We start from the raw sequence: 18188 nt of genomic DNA, 5'->3' as shown, positions 1-18188 counted from the left end.
ACTCATACTTTATAACTTCATACAAATAAAAAGCCCTCCTCTAACAAAGGAGAGCTGAGTTATTTCATAGTTGGTTCATAACGTTCTGTAAGCCATGTTCTGTTCCTTTGTACTACAAACGGCCCACGCCTCGTACTCCGGTGGCAATCATCTATCTACAGGTTATAAAACCTGTCCTTTCCCGTCGTTCATTTCCTTGGAAAAGATTCCCCTACCATTATTTGGGTTTCTCGCTCGTGGGGTTTACCTCGTTCCACTCCTATCATTTCTTCAAGGACTTCGTCACTGTGGCACTTTAAAGGTAGTCAAACCATATCCGAAAGGACTTAGGTTTTTTCCCTGCCGTTAAACCAGCCTTACAGCCAGAATACCCTAGCTTATGAATTGGCTAGGCACGAACACTACAGCCATCTCAGGCCGTGCGAGCATGGACTTTCCTCTACAACGTTGGCGTTGCAGCGATTACCCAAACGTTATGACATCCATTAGTATAGTGGAAACAAAAAGATTTTGCAACGTTTTTTTCTATGTAAAATGCTTAAACCTTTTCCCACCTTACATCATTCGTATAACTTACTTCCAAATACAGCTTTTTCTAAGTTAGATAAGCGTTTTAAAATATCCGTATTCGTGTTGTTATAAACCGGTTGTGCAACTGGTGTTTGTACAGGTTGTTGTGGAACTTGCGTTACTGCTAGTTTTTGTTCCTCTAATTCACGCTTTAAACGAGCATTTTGTTGCTTTAATTGCTCAAACTCTTTGTGGAAAGCTTCATAGTCTTTAATGATCATATCAAGAAACTTGTCTACTTCTTCTTGCTGATAACCTCTCATACCTGTTTTAAATTCTTTTTCTAAAATATCTTTCGCTGTTAATTTAATTTTATCCGAAATCATTTTCTTCACCTCAAATTTTTACCAAAACTTTCATTAACTAAATTTTTTCAGAAACAATGCTTTTTGTCAATCATATATACGAGTACTATATTACATATTACTCTGCATTATTCCACTGTTCCTCTTCTATTATATCTTGTAAATCAGAAAAAAGAATGAAATAACTGTGATAATTTTCTATTTCCCCTTTTTTCTTTGCTGATTCTACAATATATTTGGGACTTCCTGGTTTTTCTTCATCGTATACCGCTAAAAGCGCATCACTTTTTTCAATAAAAAATTGATTTTTTAATTTAAATTGCTCTGGGCTTTCATACTTCCGTTTCGTGATACTATCAACATGGTCTGCTTGAGAAAGAATAAATTCGTAATATTCACGATTATCTTCTTTCCAATTTTCTTCTTGTTCTAAAAACGGAGTGAATACCGCTAATTTTAAATCAGGATATTCTACTTGCATTTCAAAAACAACTTCAGCAGCCCATAATTCTACACCTAATTGGCCGCTTATTATAACCCATTCTAAACCATCTTCTACAAAAGTGATTAATTTACGGTGTAATGCTTTCTTTATACACTCCACTCCTGGATGATCATTTTTAAATATTCCAAGTTCAAATGGCTTATATCCTGTTACTGCAATAACTTTCATATCAACACTCCAATTACAAAAAAAGAACTAGCATTTCGCTAGTTCTAACATATCATTTACTTTTTAAATATTCCACCAACGTTTGGTCCGATATTTGGACCTACTGGTGATACATTGTTTGGTAAAAACGGTGATACATTTGGTCCTGGTCCAAACGGTGATACATTCGGTCCTGGCCCAAATGGAGATATTTGATGTCCGTGGTGATGATGATGATGACCATGGCCACACGGTCCACATCCGCCACCGAATCCTGGGTCGATTGGGTCCACAACATTTACATTTGAATTTGTTTGCGGGAAGAAGTTTTGGTTTTTAATTTGTTGATGATGTACATGTGTTGTATGTGTTGGGAAAATGTGTGGCACCACCGTTGTTGAAAAAGAGTGTGTTACGCATTGTTTCGTCGGATGAATGACAGGAGCAGTCGTACAAATAGGTCCTGTAGGCTTATGCCCTCCAAAGCAAGGATGACAATGATGCATAGTTTTTTCTCTCCTCTCTCGTTAAAAAAATCTGATTACACTTTACAGTATGAGAAAAGAGAGAAAGCCGTTTGTTATATATACCCATTTATTACAAGGAAATTTGTCTAGTCCTTTATTTCATTTACATTGTTTTTATAGACAATCCTTCAACATCACTTACCAAAAAAGCCTCCAACTTGCTTTACAATACCTGTCACTTGATTCATCGCATTCATCATTTGTCCAGCTGTATTCATCATTTTATTTACATCATAGTTACCATCTGATGTTTTAAATTGAGAAACAAAACTAGAAAACTGACTTGGCTGTTGTTGCTTTTGCTTACCCTGCGTCGGGTACGGTTGTTTTGGCGGAAAAAACATCGCTTGTTGATTAGCATACGGAGATGGTGGTGGCATATAATATTGCGAATTCATATAAGGCTGCTGCTGTGGTTGATTCATGTATGGTTGCTGAGCTTGTGATTGTTGAGCTTGATTCACATAAGGTTGCTGCTGTTGTGGTTGTTGAGCTTGATTCACATAAGGTTGCTGCTGCTGTTGTGGTTGTTGAGCTTGATTCATAAAGGACACTTCAAACGGTTGATAATAATTTTGATTTCCATAATAAGGCTCGAAAGGATACATATTATACCGTAAATATGTATCCGTATTATATTGGTACATATTTTGCTGTGCATATGGATTCGTTTGCTGATATAAGTTAGGTTGTTGAAACATGCATTCTCTCCTCCTTCACATAAGTTTCTACATATATAATATGTACCTATAAAATAATATGTGTGATGGAGTATCTGTCTATTTTTGTCGGAAGTTTAAATTTTTAAAAAATTAAAAAAGAAAACCCTTCCATGCTATGATAATGAAGAAGAAGATTCTCATGGGGGAGGAATCAACATGGTATTAGGGGATTTAAAACAAGCGTTTTCTCAAAAAAAGGGGTATTGCACAGAGAATGCAAATGAATTATTAGACTTTGCGAGACATTGGTATCTCGAAGGAAAAATATGCATATCAGATTATCGAACATTAATAAAAGAATTAGAAATAAACGGCGCAACAAAACCTACAACAATGACAGAAGCATAAAAATAACAAGAGGGCTCTCCCTCTTGTTATTTACATTGCTCAACTATATTTTGCAAAGTATACGAAATGGCTTGGTGTGTTTCAAAGAATCGTTTACCTTTACCTTTATTTACAAAGCATTGCAACACATTCGTTTGTAAATTATCATATACTTGATCAATTTGCTGTACATGTATATATTTTGGCTTTTCTTCTTTAATCCACTTATAAGCTAATTCTTTCCACTTCTTTAATTCCTCATCTACCATATCTACAAACGGTTTCATATCCTTATAAAAGTCGTATTCGGTTAGTTCTCTCTTTTTTACATTCGCTTCATTATTATACTGCATGAGTTTTTCTGAAGACTGTATTAATGCTTCATTCTTCATTTCTTTCCCACCTTATTATGCACTCACTACGACGTTTTGAAATGTCTTTACCCAATTCCCTTTCTCTTCGTGATGCACTAATTTATTTTCCATATGTTCAATATGCATTTCTGTTATTTCTATCTTATTGCATATTTTTTCACTCGCATCCTTTAATGCATGATTCATTCTAATCCCTATATTCATTTCCAGCAAATCGAGAGAACTTAACATTTGATCCATTTTTTTCATTACATCTTCCTTCTGAACCATCGCCATATACAAAACGCCTCCTTCTTTGCTTTTCCTTTGTCATGTAATTTCGCCGAATGATTCACCACTCCTGCCCACATGACAAAACTAGTTGTTATTCGTCAAAGAAATCATTTCGTATGTCATTTATAGAAATGGTAACAATACAAAAAGGAGGTGTATTACAATGGCAAAGAACAAAAATGAAAAAAAGAAAAACCAAAACAAACAACAAAATAAACCCGAGACTGGCAATCCAAAGCTAGATGGTCCAAACTTCCCTGCTACATAAAGCGAGACTTTATTACGAACAGTTAAATTTCAAGTCACCCTTAATCTCCTACTAGCATTACGTTTTGAGATTAAAGTTGTAGCACACATAGCAGGATTATTTCAAATTAAGAAGTCCCGTCTTCAAAATGGAAGACGGGACTTCTTTTTTATTATATCATGAACTCATCCATCCTTTTAGCAAAACGATTTGCGATAGATAGCCTATAGATTTGTTCTCTCTTTCTTCTATACCATTCTGTTATATTAACTTCCCCTTTAGGTTCTTCAGGTACAAATAGCACATTCATTTTCATATTTGCACAAAACCAATCTCTCATTTTTATTTCTTCATGTAAAATAACAGGATAAATATCTCTAAGTGTTGGCGTATAAGACTTTCGAGTTTCCTTTGCGTAAACTTCATAATCTTCTCTAGACCCAGTATGTGTAGTTTGCAATGCAAACTTATAAAACGAACCATTATAAATTGGATGAAACAATAACCATGCTAATTTTTTTCCTAGTTCTATGCGCTGTTGTAACGTTTCAAATTGATAAACCGAAAATCCATACATTCTCCCTTCAATTGTTGGGAAGATAACTGCACTAATATGAAGTCTTTCTTGTACTTTAAAAAGTGCAGTATGGAATACATGTTTTTTAAAATATGTGTTCTCAATGACTGGTTTTTGAATTTTATTTTGTTCATTTATAATAAGCGCTGTCATAAGCCTATTCATATCTCTTCTTTCCCAGAAAAGTAACCATTCTTTTTCCATAAAAATTGATACGTTGAAATATTGCAACAAATGAAAGAGAGGTGCACGTCTCTTCTTACTTTCCTCATACAATAATAGCTGAGGAAATGCATCTAAAAAAATAATCCAATTAGCCTGTTCGTACAGAATAAATAAATGTTTTTTTACCGTTCTAGGTAAAACAGTAGCATAATATCTCCCTTCTAAATCAGTCATATTCCAGCCCGCATTTCTCGAAACCATACTCGCTAAAAAGGCCCACCTGATTTCACTATTTCTTAAATAATATTCTTGATAAGATTGTGTCCGAGAAATATTGTCCACATTAGCTATTTCTGTTTTCTTTTTAATATTGTGAATGATTGCTTTTTCTTCCTCTGTACAAAAATTTTTTTCTCGATTTTGTTTCATTTTCATATAATCATTCCATGTAAACATAAATAAGTCATCATACCTTTCATCAAAAAGGTCACATCTTTTTTCATTTTTTGATATAATCACCTTTGTAAGTAATTCTTAGCAAGTTGGGGGTGGACACACTATGACCATTCGTTACCCAAATGGAAAAAGGTATAATCAAGCTTCACAACCTCAAAAAACACCTATAAAAACACATACTTATAGTAATAGAGGTATGTCCCTTGAAGAGGAATTGAATGAAACAAATCAATATTACTTAACCCATAATATTGCATGTGTACATAAAAAGCCTACACCTCTTCAAATTGTAAAAGTAGATTACCCCGCTCGAAGTGCTGCAGTGGTAAAAGAAGCGTATTTTAAACAACCTTCTACAACAGATTACAACGGTGTATACAAAGGGAAATACATCGATTTTGAAGCAAAGGAAACAAAAAATAAAACTAGTTTCCCACTTCAAAACTTCCACCTTCATCAAATTGAACATATGAAGCAAGTGGTTGCTCATAATGGAATTGCATTTGTTATTATTAAATTTACACTTTTTGATGAATTTTATTTACTAGATGCAAAACATATTATTGCATTTTGGAATCGTCAAAATACTGGTGGACGCAAGTCGATTACGAAAGAAGAAATAGAAGAGCATGGATCCTTATTATCATGCGGTTATCACCCTCGGATTGACTATATCCGTGTACTAGACATGGTTTATTTTTCGTGATAGAGTCATCACTAAGGCTCTTTTTTCGACTTTTGGGGGAGAGAATGAAAGGTAGGAGAAAGTATAATGTCAGATAATTATCGTTCTCGTACAGAACGAAATCATGTGAAAAATCAAGAGAAAAAAACACATAAAGAAGAAAAACCAAAGAAAAAAGGCTCCTTTTTCAAGAAATTTCTTATAGGTTGTCTACTTCTTGGTATCGTTGGTCTTGTAGCCGGCGTTTCCGCTTTCTTTGTTATGGTAAAGGATGCTCCAAAATTAGACAAAGCCAAACTTGTTAATCCTTTATCAACAAAGTTTCTTGATAAAAACGGGAATTTCTTCTATGAATACGGTGCTGAAAAACGAACACACGTTACTTATGATCAAATTCCAAAAGTAGTTGAAAATGCATTCCTTGCAACTGAGGATTCGCGTTTCTATGATCATAATGGAATTGATTTTAAACGAACTACAAAAGCAGTTATGGAAAATGTCACTGGTGGTTTCGGTTCCCAAGGTGGTAGTACGATTACACAGCAAGTCGTTAAAAACTACTTTCTAACGATGGACAAAACTGCTAAAAGAAAAGTACAAGAATGGTACTTATCTTACAAATTAGAGCAACAATACTCTAAACATGAGATTTTAGAAATGTACTTAAATAAGATTAATTTAGGTAACCGTTCATACGGTATTGCGACAGCAGCGCAAAAATATTATGGTAAAGATTTAAAAGACTTGCAATTACATGAAGCTGCTATGCTCGCTGGTTTACCCCAAGGTCCAAACATTTATGATCCAACAAAAAAGGAAAATGTTGAACGAGCAACAAATCGTCGTAATGTCGTATTATCATTAATGAATCGACATGGTTATATAACAAAAGAAGAAATGAATAACGCCGTTAAGATTCCAGTAACCGAGGGCCTTCAACCGTCTTCAGAAGTAACTGAGATGAAGTATCAAGCATTTTTAGATGCGGTTGTAAAAGAAGTTGAAAAAGAATATCCTGATGTAAATATCGGTTCAGATGGTTTAACGATTCATACAACACTTGATCAAGATGCTCAAGATTACGCCGACAAAATTATGGATGGCAATCTTATTAAGTATCCGGACGATCAATTCCAAGGGTCATTCGTATTTATGGATACACAGTCTGGAGAAGTTCGAGCAATTGGTGCTGGACGTAAAGAAAGTAAGTCTACTTTCAAAGGTCATAATATGGCAACTGATTTAAAACGCCAAGTTGGTTCAACAATGAAACCAATTTTCGACTACGGTCCGGCAATTGAAAATTTACAATGGTCTACATACCATCAATTAAACGACTCAGAGTATACGTATTCCAATGGTAAGAAAATACAAAATGCAACAAAGAGTTACAAAGGTGACGTTTCACTACGTGAAGCTTTGAAAAAGTCATTAAACATTCCAGCTTTAAAGACAGCACAAACAGTTGGTCTTAATAAGTCAAAAGAATTTGCTGAAGGTTTAGGCATGACCTTTAAAGAAGGAAAAGTCTACGAATCAACAGCAATCGGTAGTAACGATAGTTCTCCATTAGAAGTAGCAGGTGCATATGCAACCTTTGGTAATAGTGGTAACTATAATAAACCACACTTCGTAAAAGAAGTAACCTTCCCGGACGGGAAAAAGAAAAGCTTTAAACCGAAAGAACATCGCGCAATGCAAGACTATACAGCTTATATGGTTACTGACGTTCTTCGTGACGTAGTAAAACCTGGTTCTGGTGGTACAGGTCCAACAGCATACGTTTCAGGTGTTGACGTAGCAGGTAAAACAGGAACACAAAACTTTGATGAATCAGTTCTTCAAAAATATGACATCCCAGCTGATGCAAACAGAGATAGCTGGTTTGCTGGATATACGCCACAATACACAATGGCTGTTTGGACCGGTTACGAAAAAGATGGTCCAAAAAATTATGTTAGCGATCGCTCCACTAGAATTGCACAGCAAATGTTCCAAGTAATGATGAGCAAATTCGCTACAGATAAATCACGCTTTGAACGTCCTTCTTCTGTACAAGAAATAAACGGAGAGTTATACGTAAAAGGTGCGAAAAAAGATGCAATTAAACAAATTAAAGTAGATGCCCCTAGTGGTCTGAATGTCACTTTTGATGGCGCTAGCACAGTTACACTAAACTGGTCTGGACCAGCAGAAGTTGATGCATATGCAGCCAGCTATAAAGCAACTGACGGTTCAAGTGGTAGCCTATCAATAAGTGGTACGACAGCTACTCTTGGTGGTATTAAACCAGGTGTTACTTACAGCTTCTCTGTAGTAGCGAAAAAAGGTACTGGCACAAGCCCAGCAGTTGGTGCATCCTTCACTGCGCCTGGCGGAACTCCAGATGCAAAAAAAGCTGAAGAAGAGGCTAAGAAAAAGGCCAATGAAGAAGCTAAGAAAAAAGCTGATGAGGAAGCCCAGAAAAAGGCTAATGAAGATAAAGTAAAACAAGACGAAGCTAAGAAAAAGGCTGAAGAAGAGGCTAAGAAACAACAAGAACAACAGCAAGAACAACAACGTAAACAGCAAGAAGAAGCTCAAAAGAAAGCTGATGAGGAAGCTAGAAGGAAAGCTGAAGAAGAAGCTAAGAAGAAAGCTGAAGAAGAGGCCAAGAAAAAAGCTGAAGAAGAGGCTAAGAAACAACAAGAACAGCAACACCAAAATCCCGGAGGAGATACACCTCACGCAGACGGTGCTGTTGTTACAACAGAGTCCTAATATACAAAAAAAGAAGTCCGTTTCTCTTAACGAGAAGCGGACTTCTTTTTTGTTATCATTTTCTTTACATACAGCTTTTCTATTTCGATATACAACTGCGCTAATTGAATATAAGAATGATAATTACTCGGTTTCTTTATAATGAATGAATATCTTTCCATAAAATTAACAGGTTGCACTTTTAATTTATTCGTATTTATTTGCATTTCATTCAAACTATGAACAGGTTGTTCATTTAGCCAATAGACAACCGATAACAAGTGAGCTGCAAAAAGAATCATTGGTCCCTCAGCCTCTTGCTTATTTCTATTTCGAAACAGTATAGCAATGTCTTCATGCTTATTTTTCCATACATTCAACATCACTGGAATGCTGTTTTCAATTTCCTTCCATGGCTCATACTGTCTTTCAATATCAAATATAAAGTAAGTATTTTGTATTATCTCTTCAAAAGAATTGTCTGTATGATACTTAATTAAATTTACACTTTCTTTAAAAAATGGTAAACAGTGAAATTCTTTCGGTATTTCTATAACTCGTTCCATCCTTTATTTCACCTTCATTCGCTTCTTTCCTTCACGACATACTTCTAACAGTCTGCATTCCTCACATTGCGGTCGTTGTGCTTTACAATGATAACGTCCAAAGAAAATCATACGATGATGTGTAACTCCCCACTCATCCATTGGTACTTTCTTCATTAATGTTTTTTCTACTTCTAACACAGAGTCTTTCCATCTACACATAGCTAATCGTTTACTCACTCGCTCCACATGTGTATCAACAGCAATTGCCGGAATTCCAAACGCTACGGAAACTACAACATTCGCTGTTTTCCTTCCTACACCTGGTAATTTCGTAAGTTCATCTCGATCGTTCGGTACTTCTCCATTATAGTCATCTAATAACATTCGGCATAATTTTTGAATGTTTTTTGCTTTATTTCTATACAATCCGATAGAGCGTATATCTTGTTGTAATTCTTCTAGAGAAACACTTAAATAATCTTCTGGTGTTTTATATTTTTGAAATAAATTTCTTGTCACTTTATTTACAAGTACATCCGTACATTGTGCAGATAACGCCACCGCGATTACAAGTTCAAATGGATTATCATGAACCAATTCACAATGTGCTTCTGGATACATATCCGCCATTGTGTCTAAACAATAACGGATTTGCGTTTTGTTAAGCATATTTTTCCTCCTATATTACTGCTCCAACCAATTATAAAAAGGCACTTTTCCAGTAAATTTCGTCTCTTGTTTTGTCATTTGTTGTGCTCTTTGTTGATTCGCTCTAAATTTTTGACCTTGATTTTGAGCCTGATCTACCGTTTTAATTCCATTCTTTTTCCACTCAAATAAAATACGATCAATATATCGGAAATTTAGTTTTCCACTCATTACAGCTTCTCTAAGAGCCGCTTGAATTAAATTTGGATGATGTTGATCTTGGTCCTCCCACATTCCTAACGTTTCACATTCGAACGGCGAAAGTGGTCTTCCAAATTCTTTTTCAAATACTGTATATAAATTTACTTGCAGCTGTTTTTTTTCTTTTTGCTCTTCCTCTATTGATTCATCCATTAAGAAATGTAATATTTTTTCCCATAACGGTTGTAAAGAATAACTTTCGCACATCATCGCTTCTGATCTTTGTCCACCTTCTAGTGATAAAAACCCTTTTTGAATCAATGCTTGAATTACTTCCATACATTTCATTTCCGTTATCGTCATCCGTTCAGAAATCTCTGATGGAGTCGGAAACGAATTACCTGATTCTAAAAATGTGTGTACATGAAGTACGACCATAAATTCCGTCTCATTTAAACCTAATTTTTTATAATGCATCATAAGTAATTTTGGAATTGCAATGCTTCCCTGCTCAAACCACTGTAACATCATTTTCTTTTTCATCACCAAACACCTCGCTCTCTAGTATAACACACCTTTAGCTATTTCTTTTTGCCACAATTCGTCAAAAAAACCTCCCTATTAATGGGGAGGTTTTTTATATTACATGAATGAAATATAAAATTAAGCTTGCACTTTACTTTTCATAAATGTATGGATACGCTCTAATGCTTTCTCTACTTGTTCAAGAGATGTCGCATATGATAAGCGAACATTATTTGGAGCACCAAATCCTGTACCTGGTACAAGAGCCACTTTCTCCTCTTCTAATAGAGCTTTTGCCCAATCATCAACTGTTGCATATCCTGATAAAGCTACAGCTTCTTTTACGTTAGGGAATAAGTAAAATGCACCTTGCGGTTTAATGCAAGTAAAGCCAGGGATTTGAATTAATTTATCATAAATGATGTTTAATCTCTCTTCAAAGGCTTGACGCATTGTTTCCACAGGTTCTTGTGAGCCTGCATATGCCGCAATTGCGCCGTATTGAGCGATTGAAGTAGGGTTTGACGTACTATGACTCGCTAAGTTCGTCATCGCTTTAATAAGCTGCTTATTTCCTGCAGCATATCCAATACGCCATCCTGTCATAGAATGAGATTTAGATACACCATTAATAATAAGTGTTTGTTCTTTTAATGCATTAGAAAGCTGGGCAATTGAAGTATATTCTACGCCACCATAAATTAATTTTTCATAAATTTCATCAGAAACGATTAAAATATCATGTTCTAAACATACTTCTCCAAGCTGTTGTAATTCTTCTTTGCTATAAATCATTCCTGTTGGATTGCTCGGTGAATTAATAATAACTGCTTTCGTTTTCTCTGTAATTGCCTCACGCAGCTGCTTTGCTGTAATTTTGTACTCATTGTCTTCTAAACCTTCTACATAAACCGGCTTACCGCCAGCAAGCTTTACTTGCTCTGGATAGCTTACCCAGTAAGGAGTTGGGATGATAACTTCATCTCCCTCATCAAGTAATACTTGGAATAATGTATACAATGCATGCTTTGCACCATTACATACAATAATTTCAGATGGATCATACGCAATACCTTGATCGCGAGTAAATTTCTTCACAATTTCTTGTTTTAACGATTGTAATCCACCTGTTGGTGTATACTTCGTATGCCCTTCTAACATCGCTTTATGTGCAGCATCCATAATATGCTCTGGTGTATTAAAGTCAGGTTCCCCTGCCCCTAATGCAATTACATCATGACCCTCTGCTTTTAATGCTTGTGCCTTTGCTGTAATTTCTAAAGTTGAAGACGGTGTTAAAGCAGCTACTCGCTTTGCTAATTTCATTTGTAGTTCCCCCTACATCTATTTTTCAATGCTATATCGTCTTAAAAATTTTCCATCTTTAAATTCAAGATAGTAATAACTATAACGATTGTCATCATCAATATATGTAACTTCCCATAGTGGTACATCATTTTCAAAGCCTAATTTCACTTTCATAATCTCTTTCGGCTTACTTTTTGATTCCTTACTTTCATTGCCGACTTGCTCTATTGTTCTTTGTATAGCCTCTTTTTCAGAAATACCTTCGCTCTTTTTCCTTACTACAGTATCCCCTTTTTTCTCAGGCACCCAAACGATAAGTTGTTCTCCCTTTTCATCTGTACCTTGCACGACTATATATGCAGATTTTCCGTTGTAATAATCAACAGATTTCACCTTTGTAAGCTTTGCTTTTTCTTTAGCAATTTCTACAAATTTCGACTCTTTTGGAATTTTCTTTCCCATCGCTTTATTATAAACATACGCCCCATATATTCCGCTAGCAACGATAACAATAATGATTGCAAAGATCCACTTTTTCATTGTATCACTACGTTCTGTAAATCGTAAATACAGCTGTTTCTTTATCTTTTTCGTCTAATGCTAGTCCGAACATGAGGTCCTGCTCTTTTAACGTACGATTTAAACTATCAACAATTTTATACAAATCCGACGAATATTTAATACGCGTCGTTGATAGTACTTCGATTTTCTTCTCCATGAAAAAACTCCTCCGTTACACAAAAATTTCTAATTATAGAAGAACGCAATGCGGTTACAATAAGAGTACATTCTTTACAACCCCTGCTTCATCACCCATCTATTATAGCAGGACATGTACAGCAAAAAAAGGTTTCAAGTCGAAAACCAACACATTTTGTATACAAGAAGTAAGAAAAATAAAATTCCTCCTACCCACATTTTTTACGCCTGAAGTTTATAAGTACTTCAGGCGTATTTTTCTTCCATTTTTATTCATTTGGTGGTTCTTCTAATTGTACTAACAATTCTTCTAATGGCCCTTCATAAAGAGGTACGTTAGGAATCGATTGTAGAAATCGTTTTCCATAGGAAGAACTCGTCAAACGACGATCTAACACTACTACCGTTCCTGTATCTGTATTCGTTCGAATTAAGCGGCCGAATCCTTGTTTGAAACGTAATATTGCTTGTGGAAGCGCTAATTTAGCAAATACATCTTCACCTTGATTTTTTAGCCACTCACCTTTCGCTTCCATCATCGGCTGATGAGGAGGTGTAAATGGTAGACGGACTATAACAAGACAACTTAAGGCATCTCCTGGAATATCTATTCCTTCCCAGAAACTGCTCGTCCCTAATAAAATTGATTTGTCGAATTCTTGAAACTTTCGAATTAAGCGGCTTCGACTTCTATTATTCACACTTTGGGTCAGTAATAAATACCCCTCTAATTCATCATTATTTTTTAAATTCGCATACGCTTCTTTTAACATTTCATACGAAGTGAATAAAACGAGCATTCTGCCTTTTGTGGCTTTCGCTATCTTTGCAATATGTTCCGATACAGATTCAATATATCGCTCATTACTTACTTGCTTAATAAAAGGTACATCCGTTGACACCATTAATTTCATCTGTTCATCATAACGAAATGGCGACGGAACCTTTAAAGTATTTGGAGCGAAATCATGTAAACCAAGTTCCTCTTTTATATAATCAAACGTATCGTTAACTGTTAGTGTTGCGGATGTAAAAATAACACTCTTTTTTTCTGTTAAAAATTCATCAGCAAATCTTTCACCAATATGAACAGGCTGTGCATATAGAACTGTTGAATGAATCGTCCCTTTCGTTTCAGTCTCCATCCAAGTTACATACGAATTCTTTTCTAATACGAGTAACTGTAATGATTCTGCCATCTTTCTCAGCAACTCAATTAAATGCATAAATTCACCTGTTACAACATGCATCTCCCATTCTAACTTACTTTGCAATATATCCACTTGCTTCTCAAGAGCAGTTACTACCCTTCTTAATTCATATATAAAACGATTTGTTAATTCGACGATACTATCCCACAACTTACCTTTTTCTAGTTCTGCGTTATACCTATAGATGAGCGGCATATTATTCGTTCCTTGCTCTTGCTTTGTTTGTTTAAATATAAAAGTACGTAACATTTGGAAGAGTTCATCCGCATCAAACTTAAGTTCCTTCAAACTATAACTTATCATACGGAAAGTTGAACGAGATGCTTGCTCTGATTTTTTCATCATTTTATATACTTTGGAGAGCACATCTTCTGTTTCTAGTGTCCCAAGACGAGATATAACCAATTGAAAATACATACAAGAGAACTGTTCACCCAATGTTCTACTCGCGGCTTCTTCAATATGGTGAGCTTCATCAAAAATAATATGTTCGCATGAAGCAAACAACGGTTCTTCACTTGAAAAATCTTGAAATAATAACGCATGATTTGTAATAACGATATCTGCAAATAAAGCTTTATTCTTCGCTCGCTGGTAAAAACAACGACTAAACCAATTACTTTGCATACCGCCTGGACTATACGCATCGCTACAAATACGATTCCAAAGTAACTTTCCGCCCTCAGGAATATTTAATTCGTCTCGATCACCTGTTTCAGTTTGCAATAGCCAAACTAAAATCTTCGCCTTTGTAAGTGCCATATCATAATTTTTTTCTTCCTCTTGCAAAGCATACTCAAATTTATGTAAGCATAAATAATGCTTTCTTCCTTTTAGAAGAGCTGCCTCAAATGAAAATGGCATTATTTTTTGTAATAACGGAATTTCTTTTTCTAATATTTGTTGTTGGAGTTGTACCGTTTGTGTACTTATAATGACAGGTTCTTCTTTTCTCTTTGCAAAATAAAGACTAGGAAGCAAATAAGCGAGAGTCTTTCCTGTTCCTGTACCGGCTTCAATTAGTGAAAAACGAGAATCTCTTAACGCCGTATATATCTCTTTCATCATCAGTTGTTGACTTTCTCTTCTTTCAAACTTTGGCATATGTGATTCCAATTTATCCATCGTTTTATTCAAGAAAGCATCAAACTTTGATGAACACGTTTCTCCAAGGTTTAAGGAATAGTTCCGCTTTTTCAGCGCAATATTTCGATGTATTTCATACTCCGCTATATCTTCTTTACCGTGCATTACTTTCTTTAAAATATTTTCAGAAAGCACATCAGCTATATCTCTTTGGAACACATCACTTAATTCATAAAGCGATTGCAACGTGACAAGTGGTAACTTTTCAATTTCATTTAAAAATTGTAAAAATAATTCCGCTGTTGCAAGAGCATCACTATCCGCACGATGTGGTTGATCGTGCTCTAGTTCATGCTTTTTAGCTAAATCACGTAATTTATAACTATCGGCTGTCGGCAAAAGAATTTGAGCCAATTCAACCGTGTCGATTTTCGGACAATGTATTTCTGTATATCCAGCTTGCCTTAATTCTTCATTTAAAAAATTCCAATCAAAGTGAACATTATGCGCAACGAAAGCCGCACCTTGTAATAGCTCAACAATCATCGGGGCTACATCTTGAAATAACGGGGCTTGTTTTACAAGACTTTCATCAATCCCTGTTAATTCTGTAATAAATGGTGGGATCTCTCTCTTTGGATTAACAAAAGACGAAAAAATCTCCAATATCTCTCCATCTTCTACTACAACAGCTGCAATTTGGGTAATTTTATCCTTCCCATCTTTCCAGGAGTTCCCTGTCGTCTCTAAATCAACAACGACATAACGCTTACTCATATATGTAACACCTCAATTTCTTACCTTTCAAACAACAATAATTTATATAATGTTACTATACCACGTTTTATCTCATCTTAATGAAAAGATGCACAAAAAAGCTATCTCCGCAATGGAGATAGCCTTTCTACTTATAATATCGTACCCGCTTTTTCAGCACCTAACATTCCAATAATTTGATTATTATCGTCTAGTACTGCAATTTTTGGTTCTTGTGTATGAATCTCTTCTTCCGTAACTAGCCCATAACAAATAATAATTACTTTGTCCCCTGGTTGTACAAGTCTTGCCGCCGCACCGTTTAAACAAACAACACCACTACCGCGTTCCCCTTTAATAACGTATGTCTCTAAGCGAGCACCATTATTATTATTTACAATTTGGACTTTTTCGTTTTCTACAATATTTACTGCATCCATTAAGTCTTCATCAATTGTAATACTACCTACATAATTTAAATTTGCCTCCGTTACAGTTGCACGATGTAACTTTGCTCTCATCATTGTGCGAAACATAGATGCTCCCCCTTATTTAACCGTTAATGTTATATTGTCAATTAATCTTACATTTTCAAACTTAACTGCAATAGCTAAAATGATTCTTCCTTCGACTTTCTCTACCATTGTTAATGACGGATATGCATATAAATCCGCATAATCTACAGTGCCTTTCGTATGCGTCTCAATATAATCTTTCACAAGATTTGTAATGATTTCCGGATTACGTTCACCTGCCTCAATTCTTTCTTTCGCTATACATAGGCTGCGGTATAAATGAAGAGCTTCTTCACGTTCATCTTGTGATAGGTACACGTTACGAGAACTTTTCGCTAAACCATCTTCTTCCCTTACAATATCAACTGGTACGATTGTAACTGGAATATTGAAATCAGTTACAAATCCTTCAATTACTGCAACTTGTTGAGCATCTTTCATACCGAAATAAGCACGCGTTGGCACCGTAATATTAAATAGTTTCATCAGTACAGTTGCAACACCAGCGAAATGACCAGGTCTTTGTTGACCGCATAATACGTCCGTGCGCTTCACAACTTCTACTGTTGTTGTTTGTTCTGCTGGATACATTTCTTCTACACTCGGATAAAATAAATAATCTACACCGTTTTCTTTTGCTACATTTTCATCTCTATCAATATCACGAGGATATCGATCTAAATCTTCATTTGGGCCGAATTGTAGTGGGTTTACAAATACACTTAAAACTACAATTTCATTTTCTTCTCTTGCCTTACGTAATAAAGTAGCATGGCCTTCATGTAAATAACCCATTGTTGGAACAAAACCAATACTCTTTCCACTTGCACGAAGTTCGCTTGTAATTTGCTGCATCTCTTGCACTGTAGTTACGATTTTCATTATTGTTTTCCTCCGTATAACGCTAAGCATTCTTCCTCTTTCATTGTGAACGAATGTTTTTCTTCAGGAAATTGCCTTGTCTTTACTTCAGTAACATATTGTGAAATCCCACGCACAATCTCCTCTTGAACAGACGTATATTGCTTCACAAATTTCGGAACACGATTTACGCCGTATGAGATAAGATCATGATAAACAAGCACTTGCCCATCTACTTTTTGTCCTGCACCAATCCCAATTGTTGGTATTGTTAGTTGCTCTGAAATAAGTTCTGCTAACTGCATTGGTACACATTCTAACACAAGCGCTATTGCACCAGCTTCTTCACATTTCTTTGCATCTTCTATTAATTTTTTTGCACTCTCCGCATCTTTTCCTTGCACTTTATATCCACCCAACACTCCTACAGATTGAGGGGTTAAACCTAAATGCGCTACAACAGGAATTCCTGCGTTCGTCAAATATTGAATCGTCGATATAACTTCTCCAGCACCTTCTACCTTCAGTGCGTGTGCCCCGCTCTCTTGAACGATGCGACGTGCATTCACCATCGTTTCTTGTAATGATACGTGATACGACATAAATGGCATATCAGTTACAATAAACGTCTCTTTCGCTCCACGGCGTACAGCTTTCGTATGATGAATCATATCCTCTACTGTTACAGGTACTGTTGAATCGTATCCGAGTACAACCATTCCAAGAGAATCTCCAACTAGAATCATATCAACTTCAGCTTCTTCTGCTAATTTAGCAGATGGATAATCATACGCCGTTAGCATTGTAATCGGCTCACCTTGCTCTTTCATCTTCAAAAAATCTGTTTTTGTTTTCAAAAACTACTCCTCCTTTATGCAGGAGAGAGGAGATGGCCGAAATCATATAAAAAACCCCTCTGACCATAAAAGGGCAGAAGGGTTGTGTGTTAGTCGGCATTATTCATCCCTCTGTCCCAGTCCGTTATTGGATCAAGGCAGAATCCAAGTTATTATTTTTCGTATGACTTCGAATCATGGTGCAGTTCGCTCTGATACTGCCCACATTCGAACTAATTATAGCAAACTACAAAAAGGAATTACTACATTTTTTTGAAAAAATAATTTTTTATTCTTATTACGGTATATGAAATTTAACACGAGAGTATATATGCTATACAGTTTTTATGGAGAATTCAATCCTGAAAAGATACA

At 35.6% G+C, this 18188-nt stretch carries 21 protein-coding genes and 1 other RNA gene; 4 read left to right on the top strand and 18 right to left on the bottom strand.

The window, feature by feature from the left end; genetic code table 11:
• Window positions 1–83: 83 nt before the first annotated feature.
• The 5 genes from rnpB to MHH55_RS02070 all read right to left on the bottom strand — a co-directional run bounded on the left by rnpB (window position 84) and on the right by MHH55_RS02070 (window position 2755).
• An RNA gene (rnpB, locus tag MHH55_RS02090) (RNase P RNA component class B) lies at window positions 84–474 on the bottom strand.
• An 86-nt stretch (window positions 475–560) separates the two neighbouring features.
• Window positions 561–896 carry a cell division regulator GpsB gene (gene gpsB / locus MHH55_RS02085; protein ID WP_000622431.1) on the bottom strand — a complete coding sequence of 112 codons (336 nt, stop codon included), beginning with the start codon at window positions 894–896 and terminating at the stop codon, window positions 561–563.
• 97 nt (window positions 897–993) lie between these two features.
• A complete protein-coding gene (locus MHH55_RS02080) occupies window positions 994–1548 on the bottom strand; it encodes a DUF1273 domain-containing protein (RefSeq protein WP_000862908.1) in 555 nt (184 codons plus the stop codon).
• A 56-nt stretch (window positions 1549–1604) separates the two neighbouring features.
• Window positions 1605–2033 (bottom strand): CotD family spore coat protein, encoded by a 429-nt coding sequence (locus tag MHH55_RS02075; protein ID WP_000546270.1) that lies wholly within the window; start codon window positions 2031–2033, stop codon window positions 1605–1607.
• Between the two features lie 155 nt (window positions 2034–2188).
• Window positions 2189–2755 (bottom strand): YppG family protein, encoded by a 567-nt coding sequence (locus MHH55_RS02070; RefSeq protein WP_078186178.1) that lies wholly within the window; start codon window positions 2753–2755, stop codon window positions 2189–2191.
• A 177-nt stretch (window positions 2756–2932) separates the two neighbouring features.
• Between MHH55_RS02070 and MHH55_RS02065 the strand changes: the two genes are divergently transcribed.
• Complete coding sequence (locus tag MHH55_RS02065; protein WP_000242652.1) at window positions 2933–3124, top strand: YppF family protein; 192 nt, start codon at window positions 2933–2935, stop codon at window positions 3122–3124.
• 26 nt (window positions 3125–3150) lie between these two features.
• Here MHH55_RS02065 and MHH55_RS02060 read toward each other — a convergent pair whose 3' ends face one another.
• Window positions 3151–3495: a YppE family protein gene (locus MHH55_RS02060; RefSeq protein WP_000786939.1), complete on the bottom strand. Its 345-nt coding sequence runs from the start codon at window positions 3493–3495 to the stop codon at window positions 3151–3153.
• Window positions 3496–3510: 15 nt separating this feature from the next.
• Window positions 3511–3753, bottom strand: a complete 243-nt coding sequence (locus MHH55_RS02055; RefSeq protein WP_001252036.1) for a hypothetical protein — start codon at window positions 3751–3753, stop codon at window positions 3511–3513.
• An 85-nt stretch (window positions 3754–3838) separates the two neighbouring features.
• On the opposite strand from MHH55_RS02055, the gene MHH55_RS02050 reads away from it, so the two are divergent.
• On the top strand, window positions 3839–4018 hold the full coding sequence (locus MHH55_RS02050) for a hypothetical protein (protein ID WP_001987054.1): 180 nt from the start codon (window positions 3839–3841) through the stop codon (window positions 4016–4018).
• Between the two features lie 151 nt (window positions 4019–4169).
• Here MHH55_RS02050 and MHH55_RS02045 read toward each other — a convergent pair whose 3' ends face one another.
• Entirely contained in the window at window positions 4170–5195 is a 1026-nt protein-coding gene (locus tag MHH55_RS02045) for a DUF2515 domain-containing protein (RefSeq protein WP_000495658.1), read from the bottom strand.
• Between the two features lie 103 nt (window positions 5196–5298).
• On the opposite strand from MHH55_RS02045, the gene recU reads away from it, so the two are divergent.
• Both recU and MHH55_RS02035 read left to right on the top strand, forming a co-directional pair.
• Window positions 5299–5901 (top strand): Holliday junction resolvase RecU, encoded by a 603-nt coding sequence (gene recU / locus MHH55_RS02040; protein WP_000155598.1) that lies wholly within the window; start codon window positions 5299–5301, stop codon window positions 5899–5901.
• A gap of 66 nt (window positions 5902–5967) precedes the next feature.
• Complete coding sequence (locus tag MHH55_RS02035; protein ID WP_078186179.1) at window positions 5968–8640, top strand: PBP1A family penicillin-binding protein; 2673 nt, start codon at window positions 5968–5970, stop codon at window positions 8638–8640.
• A gap of 26 nt (window positions 8641–8666) precedes the next feature.
• Here MHH55_RS02035 and MHH55_RS02030 read toward each other — a convergent pair whose 3' ends face one another.
• The 10 genes from MHH55_RS02030 to panB form a co-directional block, all read right to left on the bottom strand.
• A complete protein-coding gene (locus MHH55_RS02030; RefSeq protein WP_000442652.1) occupies window positions 8667–9185 on the bottom strand; it encodes a YpoC family protein in 519 nt (172 codons plus the stop codon).
• A 3-nt stretch (window positions 9186–9188) separates the two neighbouring features.
• Window positions 9189–9836, bottom strand: a complete 648-nt coding sequence (gene nth / locus MHH55_RS02025; protein WP_000933034.1) for an endonuclease III — start codon at window positions 9834–9836, stop codon at window positions 9189–9191.
• Between the two features lie 15 nt (window positions 9837–9851).
• On the bottom strand, window positions 9852–10559 hold the full coding sequence (gene dnaD / locus MHH55_RS02020; protein WP_000728542.1) for a DNA replication protein DnaD: 708 nt from the start codon (window positions 10557–10559) through the stop codon (window positions 9852–9854).
• A gap of 120 nt (window positions 10560–10679) precedes the next feature.
• The gene (aspB, locus tag MHH55_RS02015) at window positions 10680–11867 is read right to left on the bottom strand and encodes an aspartate transaminase AspB (RefSeq protein WP_000761560.1); all 1188 of its coding nucleotides are present in this window, start codon (window positions 11865–11867) and stop codon (window positions 10680–10682) included.
• A gap of 18 nt (window positions 11868–11885) precedes the next feature.
• Entirely contained in the window at window positions 11886–12389 is a 504-nt protein-coding gene (locus MHH55_RS02010; RefSeq protein WP_000758739.1) for a cell wall elongation regulator TseB-like domain-containing protein, read from the bottom strand.
• 7 nt (window positions 12390–12396) lie between these two features.
• A complete protein-coding gene (locus tag MHH55_RS02005; protein ID WP_000412179.1) occupies window positions 12397–12567 on the bottom strand; it encodes a YpmA family protein in 171 nt (56 codons plus the stop codon).
• A gap of 250 nt (window positions 12568–12817) precedes the next feature.
• The gene (gene dinG / locus MHH55_RS02000) at window positions 12818–15622 is read right to left on the bottom strand and encodes an ATP-dependent DNA helicase DinG (RefSeq protein WP_000044949.1); all 2805 of its coding nucleotides are present in this window, start codon (window positions 15620–15622) and stop codon (window positions 12818–12820) included.
• A 131-nt stretch (window positions 15623–15753) separates the two neighbouring features.
• Window positions 15754–16137, bottom strand: coding sequence for an aspartate 1-decarboxylase (gene panD, locus MHH55_RS01995; protein ID WP_078186180.1), 384 nt, complete (start codon window positions 16135–16137; stop codon window positions 15754–15756).
• Between the two features lie 12 nt (window positions 16138–16149).
• Window positions 16150–16998, bottom strand: coding sequence for a pantoate--beta-alanine ligase (gene panC / locus MHH55_RS01990; RefSeq protein ID WP_000707025.1), 849 nt, complete (start codon window positions 16996–16998; stop codon window positions 16150–16152).
• Entirely contained in the window at window positions 16998–17834 is an 837-nt protein-coding gene (gene panB, locus MHH55_RS01985; protein ID WP_000851108.1) for a 3-methyl-2-oxobutanoate hydroxymethyltransferase, read from the bottom strand. Before panB ends, panC begins: the two co-directional genes overlap by 1 nt.
• Between the last annotated feature and the right edge of the window lie 354 nt (window positions 17835–18188).

The organism is Bacillus sp. FSL K6-2944 (assembly GCF_038005385.1).
Lineage (GTDB): Bacteria > Bacillota > Bacilli > Bacillales > Bacillaceae_G > Bacillus_A > Bacillus_A cereus.
The sequence above is the reverse complement of the archived record's forward strand: the minus strand, read 5'-3'. Positions and strand labels throughout refer to the sequence as shown.